Here is a 17,085-nt window from a genome sequence, read left to right as displayed (position 1 = left end):
ATACCTCCGTTTACAAAATTAACGTTTCGATTTCCGATACCCCGCCGCCTGCGCTTCTTCTTCGGTACAAAACATTTCTTCCGGATTCGTTACATCGTAAAATTGTCCGCCTGGTACATGATAAATCTTTTCGCCACTTGAGTTGATGTTCCCTTTAATTTTGGGATCATCGCAATCAGCACTAGCTTTTGCTGACGACGTATTCCCTGTATTCCCCTGGGTTTCTGACGTTTCGTTATAACCTTCCTCTGTTGCGTAGTTTTCTATGCTCCATATCCCAATTTCTTTCTGACGAGCTTTGCTCTCAATTTCCCTGAAGCGGTCAACATATTTCACATCCGGAGGGAAGATAGCTATTCTTGCTAATCCTTTTTCAAGCAACATTTCATTGAACATTTTATCGCCGATCCATACATAAGCTAGTACTCTCCCGTATTGATCACGTTCTGATACATCCAGTTCCAGCTCAACATCTTTTCCTTCCAGTGTTTCCTTTGCAAAATCGGAGGCTTCCGGACCGAATGGTTGTACGGGTTTCGACGGATGAACCGTCTCTGGTGTGTCGACAAGGATTAATCTTACGGTTTCTTCCTTGCCGTCGATGGTTGCTTTAAGTGTATCCCCATCCACGACCCGGACAACTGTGGCTGGTATAGTATTGTCAGGTACATTGTCATTGTTATCCTCTTCCGATGTGTCTGAATCAGAAGGTTCTTGTTCCTGTTCATCCAGGTCTTCCCCTACATCATTTTTCTCGGCCTGGTCTACATTTTGATCTTTCTCTTCTTCGATAGCTGTTTCCTGTTTTTCAATGTCGTTTTCAACTTTCTTCTGAACAACCTGTTAACACAACTGATAATGAGATAAATAACCCCAAAAACAAACTCATTGGCTTCCTGATCACGTCGAAATCCCCTCTCTTAACTTTTTATATTAGCATTTCACTTTGACGTCATATGGTCAGGAAACATATGTTCTATTTACTTTGGTGCCACAATTCTTCGACCGCCTCCATTTTATCTTCTTCCGTTGGTAGGGCATATCTGACGATCATCTTTGTCGAAGAATGTCCACTCATGGACTGGATCACAGCAATATCCTCATTATTCCGCACCAATCCGGTAATGAACGTATGCCTTAGCTGATGAGAGTGAACATCATGCTTTTCCAAAAGGTACTGGACGCTACGGACACTGATCCGCTGACCACGATTGCTCAGAAAAAGGGCTGGATGAGAGTCCGTGCGTTCGTCAAGGTATTTCTGCAACGCTCGGCGGGCTTCCTTGTTAAGAGGAACAATCCGTTCCTTGTTCCCTTTCCCTATTACCTTGACCGAGCCTTTCCGCTCTTTGATCTCCACGTCCGCTCTGTCCAGTGAAACCAATTCCGAAACACGCAATCCCGTGTTGAGTAGCATCTGGACGATAGCAAAATCTCTTTTGTTTCCTGAACGGTCCACTTCCCGGATGAGCCGGTTCCGCTCTACTTGGCTTAAACTCTTTGGAGCTTCCGTATAGTATGAAGGAGGTTGAACAACAGCAATATCCTCTATCGTTTCTTCTTTCCCTCTCCAACGGCTGTACTTTTTAATGGCGTTCCAGATTTTGTTGATGGTGGCCGCACTTTTCTTGTTAGCGACCAAGTAGTCAAGGTACTGCTGAACATCCGAGCGAGAGTACTCTTCCAAATCCGTTCCAGCCCCATGAAGCCAACGTTCGAACTGTTTTAACGCCTGTTCGTATGTTTTGACGGTTGTGTCCGATTTCCCTTTCAGCCCCTCTTTGACAAACCGATCAACCAATGGTATCCCCCTTTATTTTTGGTCTTAAGAAATTCTACGCAAAAATTTTAGTGAGATAATCACGTGTTTTTGGTTGCTTTGGATATGGTTACCAATACAATTATAGCGCAGAATTACAATTCTACGCTATAATTCTATGCAACAGAAATGAGTAATCCACGTCTCAACGATTCAAGCATACCACCTACAGCGTGATACCATGGTGGGTAAAGCTGGGGCTAGCGAAACAAACCAACCAACAAACCGCAGCAAGTGTTTAATAAAACCATCGATGTGTGTACCCGAGTTCGACAGTTACTAGACAAATAAAATGCCCGTCATCCCAATTCTGGACTAGGGTTTCGGGCATTTTATTTGTCTAGTAACTGTCGAACTCGGGTATACGATAAACGGTATAAAATTGGAGGTGAGGTGACATGATGCGCTGGAGAAATGTGCTCTTCGGTTTTATTATTTTGTTGCTCGTCGTCGGAGCGGTGGTCGTCAATCAGACAGGTGATGAAGAGACGGCGGGTCAGGAGGAGCAGCAAAGTACTGAACCGATTCAACCTGACCGAGATGTGAAACCACAGGAAGGGTTTGCCGCACCGGATTTTGAACTCGAGACATTAGCAGGAGACACGGTACGTCTATATGAAAATAACGGAAAGCCGTCGCTGATTAACTTTTGGGCTTCATGGTGTCCGCCGTGTAAGGTGGAAATGCCGCATTTGCAAGAAGCCTACGACCAGTATGGAGATGATGTGAATTTCCACATGGTGGACCTCGCGTTCAATGACAATTTTGACAATATGACCCAATATATTGAGGAAAACAATTACACGTTCCCTGTGCCTTTGGACGAAACAGGAGATGTCGCCATGACCTATCAGGCGGCTGCCATTCCGACAACGTTTATTGTCGATGCGGAAGGGATCATTACCCACCGCATTCAAGGCGCGATGACAGAGCAGCAGATTCAAGCGATCATGGATGATTTAACGGATTGAATGAGGTGATCATGTGAATGCAGCAGATGTCACACTGTGGCTGGCGTTTGGGGCGGGGGTACTCTCGTTTGTGTCGCCGTGCTGTCTGCCGCTGTACCCGTCATATATCTCCTATATTACCGGGGTGTCGGTCAGCCAGCTAAGAGGTGATCATCAGTCAACCAAGATACGAAAATTAACGATGTTCCACACGCTGTTTTTTATTATCGGATTTTCGATTATCTTTTACGCTTTAGGGTTTGCCGCTTCCTGGATCGGCCAACTGTTTCAAGGCCAACAAGATTTGATTCGCATGTTGGCGGGGATCCTCGTGATCGCTATGGGATTGTTCGTCATGGGCGTGTTCCAGCCCAAGTTCTTAATGCAGGAGAAAAAATTGTCGGTCAGCCGGAAACCGGCCGGATATTTAGGTACAACACTTGTCGGTGTCGGATTTGCAGCTGGATGGACTCCTTGCATCGGGCCTATTTTGGGCGCTGTACTTGGGATAGCCACGACGAACCCGTCCCAGGCATTGGCTTACATTACCGCCTATACGCTCGGCTTTGCCATACCGTTTTTTGTGATGGCTTTTTTCATCGGACGTGCACGGTGGATTTTGAAGTACTCGTCCAAAATCATGAAAGTCGGTGGAGCGGTTATGGTGCTGACAGGTGTATTACTGTACACCGGCCACATGACCAAAATCACGACCACGTTGATCGACCTTTACGGCGGGTTTACGGGATTTTAACCAAGGGGAGGATGCCATGTTCGATCCGATCATCATCAGTATCGGTCCGCTTTTTCTTCCTTTGCCTTTGATTGTAGCAGTCTGTTCGCTATTCTTCTCCGTTTGGCTTGCGGAAAAGTTGTCTCCTGAGCACAAGCATGTACGGCGAACAGTGAGCGAATGGCTCCCAACCGCCATACTGATCGCGCTTTTGGTGTACAAATTCGCACCTGCACTGTTCGATCTGAAAGAAGTGTGGCGCAACCCGGCAATGTTGCTCTATATGTCTGGAACGGATACATCCGTTCTGCTGGCATCCTTCCTCACGATAAGTTGGTTGACATGGAAAACCGTTAAATCGCCGTCCCCCTGGGCTACGGCGGATGTTATAGCTGTTTCCGCTTTGCTGACCGTCTTTGTTTACAACGTGTTGATTAAGGATTTGGGAGAAACAACGTCAGTGTGGTGGGGATGGAACAGTGGTGAGTACCGCTATCATCCTCTGCATGTGTACCGGGCTGTTTTGTTATTGCCGTTGCTCGTTTGGGTATTCTGTAAGTGGAAACGGCTTCAAAGTGGACGTGTTTTCGGCCTGGGGGCTCTTGTGACAGGGATCGTGTATACGCTAGCGTCCTTTGCCGATTATCAGACCGGTCGATTGGTGTTCGGTTTGGCGACTGGGCAGTGGATCGGGGTATCGTTGGCAATAAAGGGGTGGATATTTAGCGTGATAAGAGATCGGAAAAAGAGTGGCACTGGATAGATTGAGCTGTGATTATGCTGATGGCAAAAGTGTTTTGTTATTATGCTAACGAACGTCAAAAATGTAAGGGTGTGTATGAAATGGAATTTAAGATGAAAGAGAATGGTTTCGTCACGCAAACGAAATACGGAGAATTACATATATCTCCAGATGACCAAGATGGTTTCCATCCATTCCAACTGATGGTATCGTCTATTGTAGGATGCAGTGCCACAATGTTACGGAAAATATTGACTAAAATGCGGATAACATTTAAAGATATCAATGTGTCAGTTCTAGTGGAACGTAATGAAACAGAAGCGAGGCGCATCGAAAAGTTGCATTTGCATTTTGAGATCTTTGGAAAGGAACTGCGAAAGGAAAAGATCGAAAAAGCGCTTGTGCTTTCACGAAAGAATTGTGCCATGATTCAATCAGTTCAAGGTAGCATTCAGGTATCGGAATCGTTTGAAATAGTTGAATGAAGAATTCAGGTTTTGTCATATTTTGTCGCTCGATGTAACTAAGCGTTTTTCTTGGTGTGAATTTGGAATTCGTTTCTAGATTCCCATGAACTGATCGTTGCTGTCAAGTACTTGTGGGAGGTTTTTCTAGAAGGCGAAAACCCTCTCTTGTTTATTGCTATTCCAATTTTCAGATTACATTATACTCATACCAAAACATGACAAATACCAGCGATGTTACTGCACGGGTATCCGACGACTTGACATTGAGCCTCCGCGGGCATGAGTTCTTGCATCCAGGGCCATACCCAAGGGTGTCTGCCAGGCTAACCAGCCTATCATGCCCGCCCTCAATGTCAAGTCTTCAAAAGTTGGTCTAATGGGATGTGTCGCCGATGACGACAATCCCTGTTTGGGTAAATCTCTAAACACCTTGAAGCCCCTTTAACGCCGCCACAATCGGCTTCCCAATGGCCTGCTGGAGATAAGCGATGTTCCCACGTGTCGCCTCTTGAGCACAATCTTTTAATTTCTCTACAAAATGTTTCGGTGGTTGTGTCTCTTGCCGCTGTTCTCCCTCAGTCTCCACGGTGGATGTCCATTTCCCATTCAAGATTTTAATCGCTAATTTGTCTTTGATGGCGACAAACACATGGATGAATTTGTCCAATCCGTTGTCACTCCAACTGCGCCCCTGTTTCAAGCGTTTAGCAAAGACGCTCATCGTCCCTTCAGCACTGCCCATGGGACGAAAGCCTTCGGTTTCGATCCCTTTTTCTTGTAGCCTTTCCCGGTAATCTCTTAGGGCTTCTGGATACTGCGAGAGCTGGTTTATAAGCATCTCGAGGTGTGCTTCTTTTTTTTCGTCCCCAATGGTACCAACGGCACTGTTTAATGCCAACAAAAGGCCTTCAGCGTCATAGGCGGCATGTTTTTTCTGGATGTCCCGGCATCTTGGATGATCGCGAAAAATGGCACGGATGTCGCGGGCCACGTGGAAACGGTCGATCACGAAGGTGACATTGTGCCTGAAATAGTCGCGGCAGGCGGTGATCCACGAGGCGCCATCGCCGTTAATGACAAGATGGTGCTTGGTTGGATCGTACGCGTATGTCTCCATCAAAAAGGTCTCGAATCCTTCCCAAAACGGGTGTGTTCCTTGATGGACATAGTGCCGTTTTCCCACCAGTTTGGCACGGTTGTTTTCGACTTCCCACCCTCGATGCACGGCGGCCATTTTTTCTTCTTTGCCCTTTCGCTTATGCCTCTGTCGTTTGGTGTAGAGACCATCCACTTCGACAAACAGAACGTCTTGTTGTAAAGGGACGACGTCCTTTTCTGGTACGACTTCCGTGTTTAACAGTTGTTGACGGATGCCTTCATGACTGATCACGGGATAGCCCAACAGTTTCTCTAAAGCTTGTCCCGCCTGACGATACGAAACACCGGTTACGGCCAGTTCAATGGCCAGTTCTTGCACGACGGGGCTCAGCCCTTTTGTCCCGTCAAAGTTTAAGTATTGATCCAGCAAAAACACGTATTTACCGGTTTCTCGGTCTTGGTAGTAATTCCTCTCTAGTTCAACGGAACCGTAGACGGACTCAAATTTTAAGGGCCGTTTATCCTTGAGGTAAAACCGTTGTTTATCCCTTGTTTCCGCAATGATGCTGTCGAATTCGAGGAGGATTTCCCTCATCACTTGGGAAAAACATGCTTGTAAAATGCGAAAGGTCATTTGTTCTAATTCTTTCATTGTGATCGTGGATATGATATCTTTCATGATGAGGACCTCTCTTTCGGTTTTGTGCGTTAAACTTAACTATACAAGAGAAGGTCCTCTTTTTCATGCCTTTTTACCAATACCCCGGCTTTTGTCCATCGAGGGGGATCACTCTCCCACAAACATTTTACTCATACGAACTGATCAAACAGGTTGACAACTTTACCAGAATTAGTATAGGATAATTTTAAATTACCCGAAAACATAAATTACCCACTAATTAGAAAGGAGTTCAACATGAATAAAGATTGGGATATTGAAACTCAACTTATTCATTCTGCGCAACACCCGCACAAAGAAGCAATCACACCTTCTATCACACCAGCAGTCGCCTACGCTTTCTCTAATGCGGACGAAGCGGCAGCTATAGTAGACGGATCGATGCCCGGTATACAATACGGACGATTCGGCAATCCGACTTCCCGTATACTTGAAGAAAAAATAGCTCATTTGGAAGGTGGCGAATCAGCACTTGGAGTTAGCAGCGGGATGGCGGCAATCGCGACCGCGCTACTGGCATTTTTGAAGCAAGGAGATCATGTTGTTGTGACTAGGGATGTTTATGGTGGCGCATATAAATTTCTAACTACGCTTGGGCCGCGCTTTGGGATCGAAGTTGACTTTGTCGATTGTACGAACTTGACAAATGTTAGCGCTGCCATAAAGGACAATACGACTGCACTATATATTGAGACACCTTCCAATCCTCATCTTGTTGTGTTGGACATTTCGGCTTTAGCCGAGATCGCCCATCGCCACGGTATACCGTTAATTGTAGACAATACATTTATGACACCTTATCTACAAAAACCGTTAGAACTTGGTGCAGACGTTGTAGTTTACAGTGCAACCAAATATTTAAACGGACATGGTGATGTCATTGCAGGATTGATTGTTGGAAGTAAAGAACATGTGGAATTCATGAGGAAAAAGATAGTGGTCAATTTAGGACAATCGTTAAATGCATGGGAAGCGTTTTTAATGCTTCGAGGCTTAAAGACATTGAGTGTCCGCCTTGAGCGCCATTGTCACAATGCTCAACAAGTCGCCGATTATTTAGACTCACACCCAGCAGTGAAAAAAGTTTTTTATCCCGGGTTAAGTCATCATCCGCAATATGAGTTAGCCCAAAAACAAATGAAACTGATGGGGGTGTCGTGTCCTTTGAAGTGAACGGAGGGTTAGATGCGGGGAAAAAACTATTAGATGCTTTAAAACTGGCGACACTCGCATTCAGTTTAGGTGATCCGGAAACACTTGTCGAACATCCGGCTTCCATGACTCATTTTCCACTCACTCGAAAACAGCGGGAGGAAGCAGGTATCACTGATGGACTGATCCGCGTTTCAGTAGGTTTGGAAAGTCCAAATGACATCATATCAGATTTGGAACAAGCTCTAAGGCAAATTTCAAATATGTAAAGGTGGTAAGGCTATGCCTTTTAAAAAAGCGGAGCGACCAAAAAAACTATTCGTATTTATTGCAGACCAAATTATGGAAGCCATACAAAATGAAGAATTTCAACCCGGTGACATGTTGCCTTCGGAGCGTTCGTTGGCTGAAAAATTCGCTGTTAGTCGCCCGATTATACGTGAAGCTATTTCTTCCCTACAGCTGCTGGGTATTGTACAAACCTATACGGGGCGGGGCACAATTGTCCTAAGAAAACCACCTGTGGATAAAAGTCAGCAACTTTGGTTTTTAGAAAACGAAGAGAGCCCTTTGCAAGTATTGGAAGCTCGCATGATTGTTGAACCAGGCAGTGCCAAATTAGCCGCTGAAAGGAGGGATTCGACCAGTATTACACGTATGGAGAAACTGCTAGGAGAGATGGAACAGTCGCTTGACAACCTAAGTCGGTATAGCAGTCTCGACATGCAATTTCATTTGGAAGTGGCGATTGCTAGTCAAAATGCTGTGATTCAACAATTTGTTGAATCGGTGATTAAATACGGGAATCAGAATTTAGGTCGAAGAATAAGAGAAGGTACGCATCACCTCGGTCGTTCACTCGCCAATCAGTATGTCGGCCATCATCGCTTGCTATTTGAGGCCATTGTCGCCGAAGATGGTGACAAAGCCGATGAAGCGATGCGGGTACACCTGACGAGTGCCTACAAAAACTGGTTTGTCAGTGAAAAAGACTAGACTTTGTACAACCTATTTTAAGTGGAGGAATTTTTATAGGAGGAGAGGTTACTTATGTATAAATTGTGGGAATTCTATCGTGACAAGTCCTTTATGCTGAAAATAACAGTGGGCTTCGTATTAGGCGTACTCGTAGGATTGATCTTCGGGCCATCTGCTCAGGTGTTATCCCCTTTAGGTGATCTTTTACTTCGTCTGCTCAATATGATTATTGTACCCCTAATTTTGTTTACTCTTATTGCTGCAGTTAATAACACCAACTCGAAGAAGCTTGGGAAAATAGGGGGAAAGATTTTTGTCTACTACATTTTAACGACTGCTGTTGCCATCGTCATCGGGCTCTTGTTGGCGATGTTAGTCAACCCCGGGTTGGGACTGGCACTGCCACAGGAGAATGTTGAAGTGCCGGAAGCCCCGACATTTATTCAAGTTTTATTGGAAATTGTCCCAACCAACATTTTTGAGGCAATGGTTAATGCAGATATATTGGGGATTATATTTGTGGCGATTATTATTGGAGTAACGATTTCTTCCCTCCGTCATGCAAGCGAAACAAAATTGAATGATTGGGGTAACACACTGTTAAAAATTACAGACGCTGGAAGTGAAGTTGTCTTCCGTATACTTAACGGAGTTCTTCAGTACGCTCCAATAGGTGTGTTTGCTATTGGTGCTTCCGCAATCGGTGGACAAGGTTTGGATGCACTAGCTTCACTAGCAAAATTGACCGGTGTCGTTTATGTGGCTGTTGCTGTTCAATTTATTGTTGTTTACATGTTGCTACTACGTGTGTTCAAAGTCCCGATCATACCGTTTTTTAAAAATGTGAGCGAGGCGATCTCGACAGCTTTTATGACGTCAAGTAGCCTGGGGACGCTTCCTATTACGATAAAATCTGCCAAGAAGGCAGGGATTGGCGACGATGTTTCGAGTTTTACTTTACCAGTTGGGGCAACCGTTAACATGGATGGGGCAGCCATTCGCTTAGGGGTTTCTGCTATATTTGCTGCGAATATTATTGGGCTTGATTTAAGTTTTTCGGCTCTTTTCGGGATCGTCTTGACAGGGACACTAGCATCAATAGGGACAGCAGGTGTGCCCGGAGCAGGATTGATTGCACTATCAATCGTGCTTACGCAGGCAGGGTTGCCGATTGAGGTGGTCGCGCTTGTTGCTGGGGTGGATGTAGTACTAGGAATGATTGCAACGGCTTGTAACGTGACAGGAGATTTGGTTGGTGCCGCCATTGTTGATAAGAGTGAGAAAAAAAATGTGTCTGGTGTTCAACGATACACTCAAGAAGAAGCAATGTGATTAATTTTAAAATCGCTAAAAAGTAGGAGGAGAAGAAATCATGCGAATTACTGACCTTCAAGCAACTGCCGTTTCTGTTCCATTCAAAGAACGCGAAATTTTTTCGTTTGGTTATCGAGAAGGGCTCAGTAACGTCATTATTGAAATTAAAACAGATGAAGGTATTAGTGGTATTGGGGAATGTATGGGAAATCCTTCTGCGGGTGCTATTTTAGAAGCTATACAGTTATTCCGCCCACATTTAATAGGTCAAGACGTTTTTTCAATCGAAAATATTACTGCCGATTTTTATAAAAAGGCGCGTTGGGCTTATTTTCGAAATCTCGGAAATTCAGCCTTGGCTGGAGTGGAAATGGCTCTCTGGGATATTATAGGTAAAAAAACCGTCCAACCGATTTATCGACTGTTGGGAGGAAAGGTACGTGATCAAATTTCCTTTTTTACTTGGATCCAACGAAAAAATATTGATCATATGGTAGAAGAGGCCAAGAACGCCGTCGGAAAAGGAGCCAGAATTCTTTATTTAAAGGTTGGTTTTGATTCAAACGAAGATCTTGAAATGGTGTCAGCGATAAGGTCTGCTGTCGGAGAAGATGTTCGTATACGGTTGGATCCCAATGAAGCATGGGATGAAGGATTGGCGATGGTGCTGATAGAGAAGTTTAAAGCCTACAACGTGGAACTCGTGGAGCAGCCTACTTCCCGTCTTCAGGTCGATAGCCTTGTTCGATTGCGCGAGCGCACAGGCGTACCTATAGCAGCAGATCAGGCTGCCTGGCTTCCTGAAGATTGTATGAATATTTTATCTCATGGCGCTTGTGATGTACTCATCACGGATGCACATCGCGTCGGCGGTCTGCTCGCATTAAAAAAAGTAGCAGCAGCGTGCCAAATGGCGGGCGTGCCTTTCTGTCGCCACAGTCAACCCGAGTTAGGTATTTCACTAGCGGCAGGGATTCACGTGATAGCAACAATCCCGAATTTAACTGAAGGCAATCAGACGTATGCGCAGTTGCTGTCAGATGATATTGTGAAAGAAGTGATGAAACCGGATGTGGATAAGATGGATCTAATAGAAAAACCAGGGTTAGGGGTAACGCTTGACCGTGATAAATTGAATCACTATGCGGAGTTATATCAAAAACAAGGGGAGTTTACGATTATCGGCTGAACTTAGAAGTATCGTGTGTCTTTTTTAAATTCTTACGGTATAGGGCATCTGTTCACGAAGATGTCCTATTACTCTTTACAGGGGATATGGGAATGGGAGTTGAATGGATCATCGTAGTTTTTTTAATCGGATTTATCGGCTCTTTTATTTGGACAGGAAACTAGAAATGTAGGTCAAGTCGAAAGCAATGGTGAAGTGGAATGGTTTCTACTTACTGGTTATGTTCGTGGTGGGTTCAATATTTACTTATATAGCTTGAGTTCTGCATTTTCATATGATCAGGACTAAAAAAGACATACTGATTGTGGGTAATCAAGGTTTCAACTATAATTTAAGCGGTCAAACCAAACTCGTGTAACATCTGTTTGGCCGGTACACGCTTTAATCCCTGTTCATAAGCGTACATCATTAACCGGCCCAAATAGGCTTGCCGTTCCTGATGAAGGACTTCTCCAAGTGTCGAAAATTGGTGTTGGTCACGTTGGATTTCAAGGTAAGTGTACGCCAAAAACTGTAGAACCCAGAAGCGACGAATTGCCTTTAAGGAACGCATTTGGTACTGATCAAATCCTTGGTTTTCTTTTAAATACCGGTACCCGGTTTCAATCTCCCACCGTTTTCCGTAATAAGTCAGGACGGTCACAGGGTCCAAACTAACGTCTGTACAGACGAGAACAAACGGGAGTTCATTCGGGTGATAACCATTCTCCCAAGAAAGAATGACCTGTGCGTTATTGATCTTGCTCACTTTCCCTTCATATACAAACACATCGTACCGCTTTCCCGCCACGGTTACGGAGTGGAGGTCTTCGGGACGCAGGGAATGAGCAAGCATTTTGACAGAGGACCGGTGTTCCCAAGGATAGACAATGGCATTCATTTTCAGGCCACCGATGTAAAAGAAGCCGCGGCGGTCACAAGCGGAGATGACCTTATCGTTTGTATACCAACTGTCTCCCAACACATACATGCGATCATCGATGGGGTCACATGTTTGAATCAACTCCTTTGCCAAATCGACTTTACTATAAAACGGCACATCGTGGTTCTAGCAGTCGGCTTGCCGACGGTAGACACGAAAATCTAACGGCAACGAAATACCGTGACTGATCAAATGTGACGTCACAACGGAGTGAGACCAGACCTGCTTATGTTCACTAGGCCGTAATGAAAGTCTAGCCCTTCTATTCGAGACGTCGTCGGGTGTTTCGGGTTGCATGTGTCATCAATGAGTAAGAACCCAAATGGTGAAAAATAACGGGGTCAAGGTAAAAGCCTGCCTCACGCTGGTAGAATCAGATATGGATATTATAACTCAGGAGTAGGTGATTTGTTTGCGAAAGTATGTTGAAAACGTCATTATAGGTGGAGGCCATAAGGGGTGCCTTTTAGCGGAGCAATTAGAAGAAGGGGGGCGAGATTACTTATTGCTTGAAATGTCTGCGTTTTTAGGAGGATTATACCGTTTTGAACAATGGTATTTAAAAGATCAAGATCCACTGGAAGAACTTAACATTGACTTTAGTAATTGCATGACAGAAACACTTGTCCAATCCATCACAAAATCACGGAAAATTATAGCAGAACAAAAAAAACAACTCCTAGAAATAGAAGCAGAAATTGTCTATGTAGCAACTGGAAGCTATGAAATTCCGATGGTCTTCCCTGGATGGACACTTCTCCCGGGCGTTTTAACACAACAGGCTGCAAAATAAGAACAAAGAAAGAAAAATATGCAATCGATTCGTTCAGTCTCAAACCTAGAAAACAAAGTAACCAAAGGATTATGGAAACAAGGTTTTAGGTTGCAGAAGAAATGTAAAAAAGCTTTTGGGAACTCCTGATATAGCAATAAAAAATATAAACTTGTCATTTTTATAGATTCACGCTTTTGGCATGGCTGTCCCATCCATGGAAGAATTCCGAAGACAAACTCTGACTATTGGGTAAACAAAATTAAAAAAAACAAACAGAGGGATGAAAAAGTTTCGAATTATTATGTTACTCAGCTTTCGCAGTCCAAAATCTTGTTTAAATGCTTGATGTAAATGGTTTTGGGAAGTACAAAATTATCATTTGACATTTTTTAAAACATAAAGAAAGACACCTATTCTTTTGGTAAAATATTGGTGACGAAACCAAATCCAAAAGAAAGGTGTCACCACTATGATAACGAATAAAGACTACTTTGCGCAATTACCAAAAGAAATTAAACAAGGATTTTCCGAATTAAATATTGGATATCATTTAAGAAAAGCGAATATTACGAAACTTTCCGGGTATTCTTGTCTTACTGTTTTCAAACTGATTTTTCTTTTAGTCTTCCAATATAAGAACTGGTTTCGTGCTTTTATGAGTAAACGATCTCAGGATCTGCCCGGAAAGGATACAGTCTATCGCTTTTTAAATACACCAACCTATCATTGGAGAAAGTTTCTGCTTTCATTAAGCAGTGAAATGATCCGTCTGCTTCAACCATTAACTTCAAAAGATCGTGTCACAGCTTTTGTGATTGATGATTCTGTCTTTTCAAGAAACCGTAGTAAGTCGGTTGAACTGTTGGCTAAGGTTTTTGATCACTCTACCCATCAGTACTTGAAAGGGTTTCAAATGCTTACCCTTGGCTGGACCGATAGTTTTACTTTTATTCCCGTTGATTTTGCTCTTCTAAGTTCACCGAAAAAGGAAAATCGCCTGCAAGAAATCAATACCAATATTGATAAACGAACATCTGGCTATAAGCGTCGCCAGGAAGCTCTGAAATCAAAACCAGACGTGGCTTCAGCTTTACTTGATCATGCGCTTGAAAAAGGGATTGTAGCTGACTATGTTCTCATGGATTCCTGGTTTACACAAGCGCCTTTAATTGAGAAGATTACGAACAAAGGGTTATTTGTCATTGGCATGGTGAAGCAATTAAAGCAGCGATACGTTTACAATGGTGAACGTTTCACACTGAATCAACTTTACAAATTGGCAAAACCTCACATGGGTAAAAAAGACATTCTCGGATCCGTTTATGCTACTTTAGACAATGGAATTCCAGTAAAAATTCTATTTGTACGAAACCGTAATAAACGGAGCGAATGGCTTGCCATTCTCAGCACAGATACAACATTAGAAAATGAAGAGATCATTCGTATTTACGGCATGCGTTGGGACATTGAAGTCTTCTTCAAATGCAATAAATCCCTTTTAAATTTAGAGAAAGAATTCCAGGGACGTTCCTACGACATGTTAATTAGCCATACAACCATTGTTTTTACACGATATATTCTCATTGCTTGGCAAATGCGAAAAGAGGAGGATCCTAAGACGATTGGCAACCTTTTTTACATCCTTTGCGAAGATGTAAAAGACATAGATTTTATTACTGCCCTTCAATCACTTATTGACCTTTTCCAAACTTTGGCGGAAGCCGAGGTTTCTTTGAACATGGACATCTTTAAAAATCAAATGAATAAATGGTTGGCCACTATACCTAACCTGAATTATTCATATAGCTGAACTTAAAATATCAAAAAGCGCGTCATACCAGGCCTTTAAAAGCATTCCACCTTTTCACCCAATGGGTGAAAAATAGAAATGGAGCCCAACCTTTGGTATTGTAAAAGTGACCAAAACCAATACAAACCAAGGAGGCTCCCTTATGCATAGTGTAAACGAGCAGACCATGCATTTCAACAAAAGTGTGAAAGTCAATTTTGAAGGTGGAAACCTGACCTCAGATGCCGGTTGGTTACTGTATAAAGAATTTGATGAAAAAATCGGGCTCAGTCAAGCGATCACGGATCACCTCAATGTGAATGATCCAAACAGTCATCACATCCATTTTAACGATGACGTCATCATCCAAAAGATCTATCAGCACATTGCCGGGTATCATGCGGATGATCATGCCGATGAATTACGTCATGAACCTGTGTTGACCACCATTTTGGGTAAAGAAGTCCTGGCTTCTCAACCGACCATTTCCCGGCTAAATCAGAAATTGGATAAGGAAACGATGAAGCAGTTGCAATCGGTCCATTCACTGATGCAAAAACGAGTCGATATCATCCAACCCAAGGAAAACATCATGATGGATCTGGACTCGACCAACTTGGCCACCTATGGTGAACAGCATGGATCCGCCTTTAACACGCATTATCAAGCCCAGGGTTACCATCCCCTGATGATGTTTGATGGACTGACTGGAGATTGTCTCAAAGCAGAACTGCGCGCTGGTCATGTGTACACATCCCGGCAAGTCGTCCGCTTTGTCGGCCCTGAAATCAAGCGATATCGGAAGCAAAGTCCATGGGCAACGCTATGCATACGCGGGGACAGCGGTTTTGCCATCCCGGCTCTCTATCAATTGGCGGAAACACATGATGTCCACTATGTGATCCGTTTAAAAGCAAACAACGTGTTGAAACAAAAAGCACAGCCATTTGAAGATGAACTCTGGAAACAGTTTGATCTGAACACGACAGAAGCTAAGGTGTTTTACGCATCATTTGACTACCAGGCACGTGCTTGGGATAAGCCGCGTCGTGTGGTGGTCAAGATGGAGAAACCGGAAGGTGAGCTTTTCTTCACCTACACCTTCATCGTGACCAACATGGGGCTCTCACCCAAAAACATCGTCAAGCTTTATGCGAACCGTGGCACGATGGAAAACTTTATCAAAGAAGCCAAGAACGGCTTTGCTTTCGATCAGATGAGCAGTCCATCGTTTTACAGCAACGCCACAAAGCTGCAACTCATGGTGCTCGCCTATAACTTCAACAACTGGTTTCGTCGACTGTGTCTACCCAGAACGATGAACAAAAATCGTATCGACAACATCCGTTTGAAGTTGCTTAAGATCGCGGGAAAGCTGGTTCGTTCAGGCAGATATCTGACATTTAAACTGTGCAGCAGTTGTCTGTATCAAAAGGCTTATTGGCAGACTTTACGAACCATCCATCACCTCCCACGGCTTGGTTGAATGAGATGATATTAGAAAAGTCAATCTCATAGCATTCACATTAACCACAGGATCAGTGTGCCCTTTTACAGCCGATTTTGAAAGCTAGCGTATGACTTCCTGCTGTTTTTCCAGTAGATTAGGTAATATATTTGAGAAAACATCTAGGGAAACCAAAAACTTACAAAAATCAGGCTTGAAACTGGTTTTTAAAACATTTGAGACGCGGTTATGAATAATTCAGGCCTAATTATATCAAGCAATGCTTAAATATTTCTGTGTGCGAAAGTTGAGTATGTTAGAAATGAATGGAATATATTACGAATTTGGGAACATGAAATCAAAGAAGACTTTGAAGGCGCTGTTTCCAAAATAGGGGATTTTATTAATAAAGCTAAAGAGAAGAAAGTGAGAAGTTGAAACTGCTTAATGACCTTACAAGGGGAAATGCTCAATTAAAGAAAGATCACGCAAATCTTCGCTAAAGATCAATCAACACTAACGCAAAGGTCTACTGAAATCTCCACAAAATCTTTTTGTATCGGGACAAGAATAAGCTCAAAAAGATGGTCAGCAAAAGATAGGGGGGCGCTATCTCCCCTGGCGCATCTCTTGGATTAGGAGTTGACGAAAAGACGAGGTTCGTTTCATCTGCACGTGGCGCGGAAGTGAAACGAATCAAGGGTGATTTAAAACGCATTTTGCCAGAAAGGGTGAGTGCGTTTTTTTATTTTAAAAATCCAAAGGAGATGATTGAAATGGCCGTTAGGCTGTGCAGAACGGGCTAGCATCGTGTGTGTTAGGTCACCTTATGCGGGAAGAGAAGGGCTATACTTTGCTTTTTCAATTTTGCCTTGAGACCCCGAGTATATTGGGTGTATTGGCACATTATTGGTATCCTGTAACAAGGACTTCACCTTTCTTGATTTTCTTGTCAAAATTACTCTAGCAAAGAAAAAAAGTTTTTTTAGGCAATTCCTATTTCTGGACATTGTTATAACACGCTCCTGAAA

Annotated in this window: 14 protein-coding genes and 1 pseudogene; 11 read left to right on the top strand and 4 right to left on the bottom strand. The window is 43.5% G+C overall.

Translation table 11 applies throughout. The features are described from left to right. Positions 1-18 precede the first annotated feature (18 nt). Together B0W44_RS15470 and B0W44_RS15465 are read right to left on the bottom strand one after the other, a co-directional pair. Positions 19-630, bottom strand: a complete 612-nt coding sequence (locus tag B0W44_RS15470; protein ID WP_335582633.1) for a thermonuclease family protein — start codon at positions 628-630, stop codon at positions 19-21. Between the two features lie 346 nt (positions 631-976). Then, entirely contained in the window at positions 977-1,801 is an 825-nt protein-coding gene (locus B0W44_RS15465) for a tyrosine-type recombinase/integrase (protein ID WP_077720811.1), read from the bottom strand. A gap of 416 nt (positions 1,802-2,217) precedes the next feature. On the opposite strand from B0W44_RS15465, the gene B0W44_RS15460 reads away from it, so the two are divergent. The 4 genes from B0W44_RS15460 (at position 2,218) to B0W44_RS15445 (ending at position 4,729) form a co-directional block, all read left to right on the top strand. After that, positions 2,218-2,790: a TlpA family protein disulfide reductase gene (locus B0W44_RS15460; protein WP_077720810.1), complete on the top strand. Its 573-nt coding sequence runs from the start codon at positions 2,218-2,220 to the stop codon at positions 2,788-2,790. 13 nt (positions 2,791-2,803) lie between these two features. Beyond that, entirely contained in the window at positions 2,804-3,523 is a 720-nt protein-coding gene (locus B0W44_RS15455) for a cytochrome c biogenesis CcdA family protein (RefSeq protein WP_077720809.1), read from the top strand. Between the two features lie 16 nt (positions 3,524-3,539). Next, a complete protein-coding gene (locus tag B0W44_RS15450) occupies positions 3,540-4,265 on the top strand; it encodes a hypothetical protein (protein ID WP_077720808.1) in 726 nt (241 codons plus the stop codon). Positions 4,266-4,345: 80 nt separating this feature from the next. Next, positions 4,346-4,729 (top strand): OsmC family protein, encoded by a 384-nt coding sequence (locus B0W44_RS15445; protein WP_077720807.1) that lies wholly within the window; start codon positions 4,346-4,348, stop codon positions 4,727-4,729. 403 nt (positions 4,730-5,132) lie between these two features. On the opposite strand, the gene B0W44_RS15440 is transcribed toward B0W44_RS15445, so the two are convergent. Beyond that, the gene (locus B0W44_RS15440) at positions 5,133-6,488 is read right to left on the bottom strand and encodes an ISLre2 family transposase (RefSeq protein ID WP_077720806.1); all 1,356 of its coding nucleotides are present in this window, start codon (positions 6,486-6,488) and stop codon (positions 5,133-5,135) included. A 237-nt stretch (positions 6,489-6,725) separates the two neighbouring features. Here B0W44_RS15440 and B0W44_RS15435 point away from each other — a divergent pair. The 4 genes and pseudogenes from B0W44_RS15435 (at position 6,726) to B0W44_RS15420 (ending at position 11,121) form a co-directional block, all read left to right on the top strand. Continuing rightward, a pseudogene (locus B0W44_RS15435) lies at positions 6,726-7,909 on the top strand (trans-sulfuration enzyme family protein). Positions 7,910-7,922: 13 nt separating this feature from the next. Beyond that, positions 7,923-8,636, top strand: a complete 714-nt coding sequence (locus tag B0W44_RS15430; RefSeq protein WP_077720805.1) for a FadR/GntR family transcriptional regulator — start codon at positions 7,923-7,925, stop codon at positions 8,634-8,636. Between the two features lie 54 nt (positions 8,637-8,690). Next, positions 8,691-9,950: a dicarboxylate/amino acid:cation symporter gene (locus tag B0W44_RS15425; protein ID WP_179947355.1), complete on the top strand. Its 1,260-nt coding sequence runs from the start codon at positions 8,691-8,693 to the stop codon at positions 9,948-9,950. Between the two features lie 40 nt (positions 9,951-9,990). Next, positions 9,991-11,121 carry a mandelate racemase/muconate lactonizing enzyme family protein gene (locus B0W44_RS15420; RefSeq protein WP_077720804.1) on the top strand — a complete coding sequence of 377 codons (1,131 nt, stop codon included), beginning with the start codon at positions 9,991-9,993 and terminating at the stop codon, positions 11,119-11,121. A 331-nt stretch (positions 11,122-11,452) separates the two neighbouring features. Here the strand turns inward: B0W44_RS15420 and B0W44_RS15415 are convergent, their stop codons facing one another. Continuing rightward, the gene (locus tag B0W44_RS15415) at positions 11,453-12,124 is read right to left on the bottom strand and encodes a transposase (protein ID WP_077720803.1); all 672 of its coding nucleotides are present in this window, start codon (positions 12,122-12,124) and stop codon (positions 11,453-11,455) included. 331 nt (positions 12,125-12,455) lie between these two features. Here B0W44_RS15415 and B0W44_RS15410 point away from each other — a divergent pair, with 331 nt between their 5' ends. From B0W44_RS15410 to B0W44_RS15400, 3 genes are all read left to right on the top strand, one after another. Then, positions 12,456-12,836 (top strand): NAD(P)-binding protein, encoded by a 381-nt coding sequence (locus B0W44_RS15410; protein ID WP_077720802.1) that lies wholly within the window; start codon positions 12,456-12,458, stop codon positions 12,834-12,836. A gap of 451 nt (positions 12,837-13,287) precedes the next feature. After that, positions 13,288-14,628, top strand: coding sequence for an IS4 family transposase (locus B0W44_RS15405; RefSeq protein WP_077720801.1), 1,341 nt, complete (start codon positions 13,288-13,290; stop codon positions 14,626-14,628). 142 nt (positions 14,629-14,770) lie between these two features. Continuing rightward, positions 14,771-16,093 carry an IS1380 family transposase gene (locus tag B0W44_RS15400; RefSeq protein ID WP_077720800.1) on the top strand — a complete coding sequence of 441 codons (1,323 nt, stop codon included), beginning with the start codon at positions 14,771-14,773 and terminating at the stop codon, positions 16,091-16,093. Positions 16,094-17,085: the final 992 nt, after the last annotated feature.

It is taken from the genome of Novibacillus thermophilus, assembly GCF_002005165.1.
Lineage (GTDB): Bacteria > Bacillota > Bacilli > Thermoactinomycetales > Novibacillaceae > Novibacillus > Novibacillus thermophilus.
The sequence above is the reverse complement of the archived record's forward strand: the minus strand, read 5'-3'. Positions and strand labels throughout refer to the sequence as shown.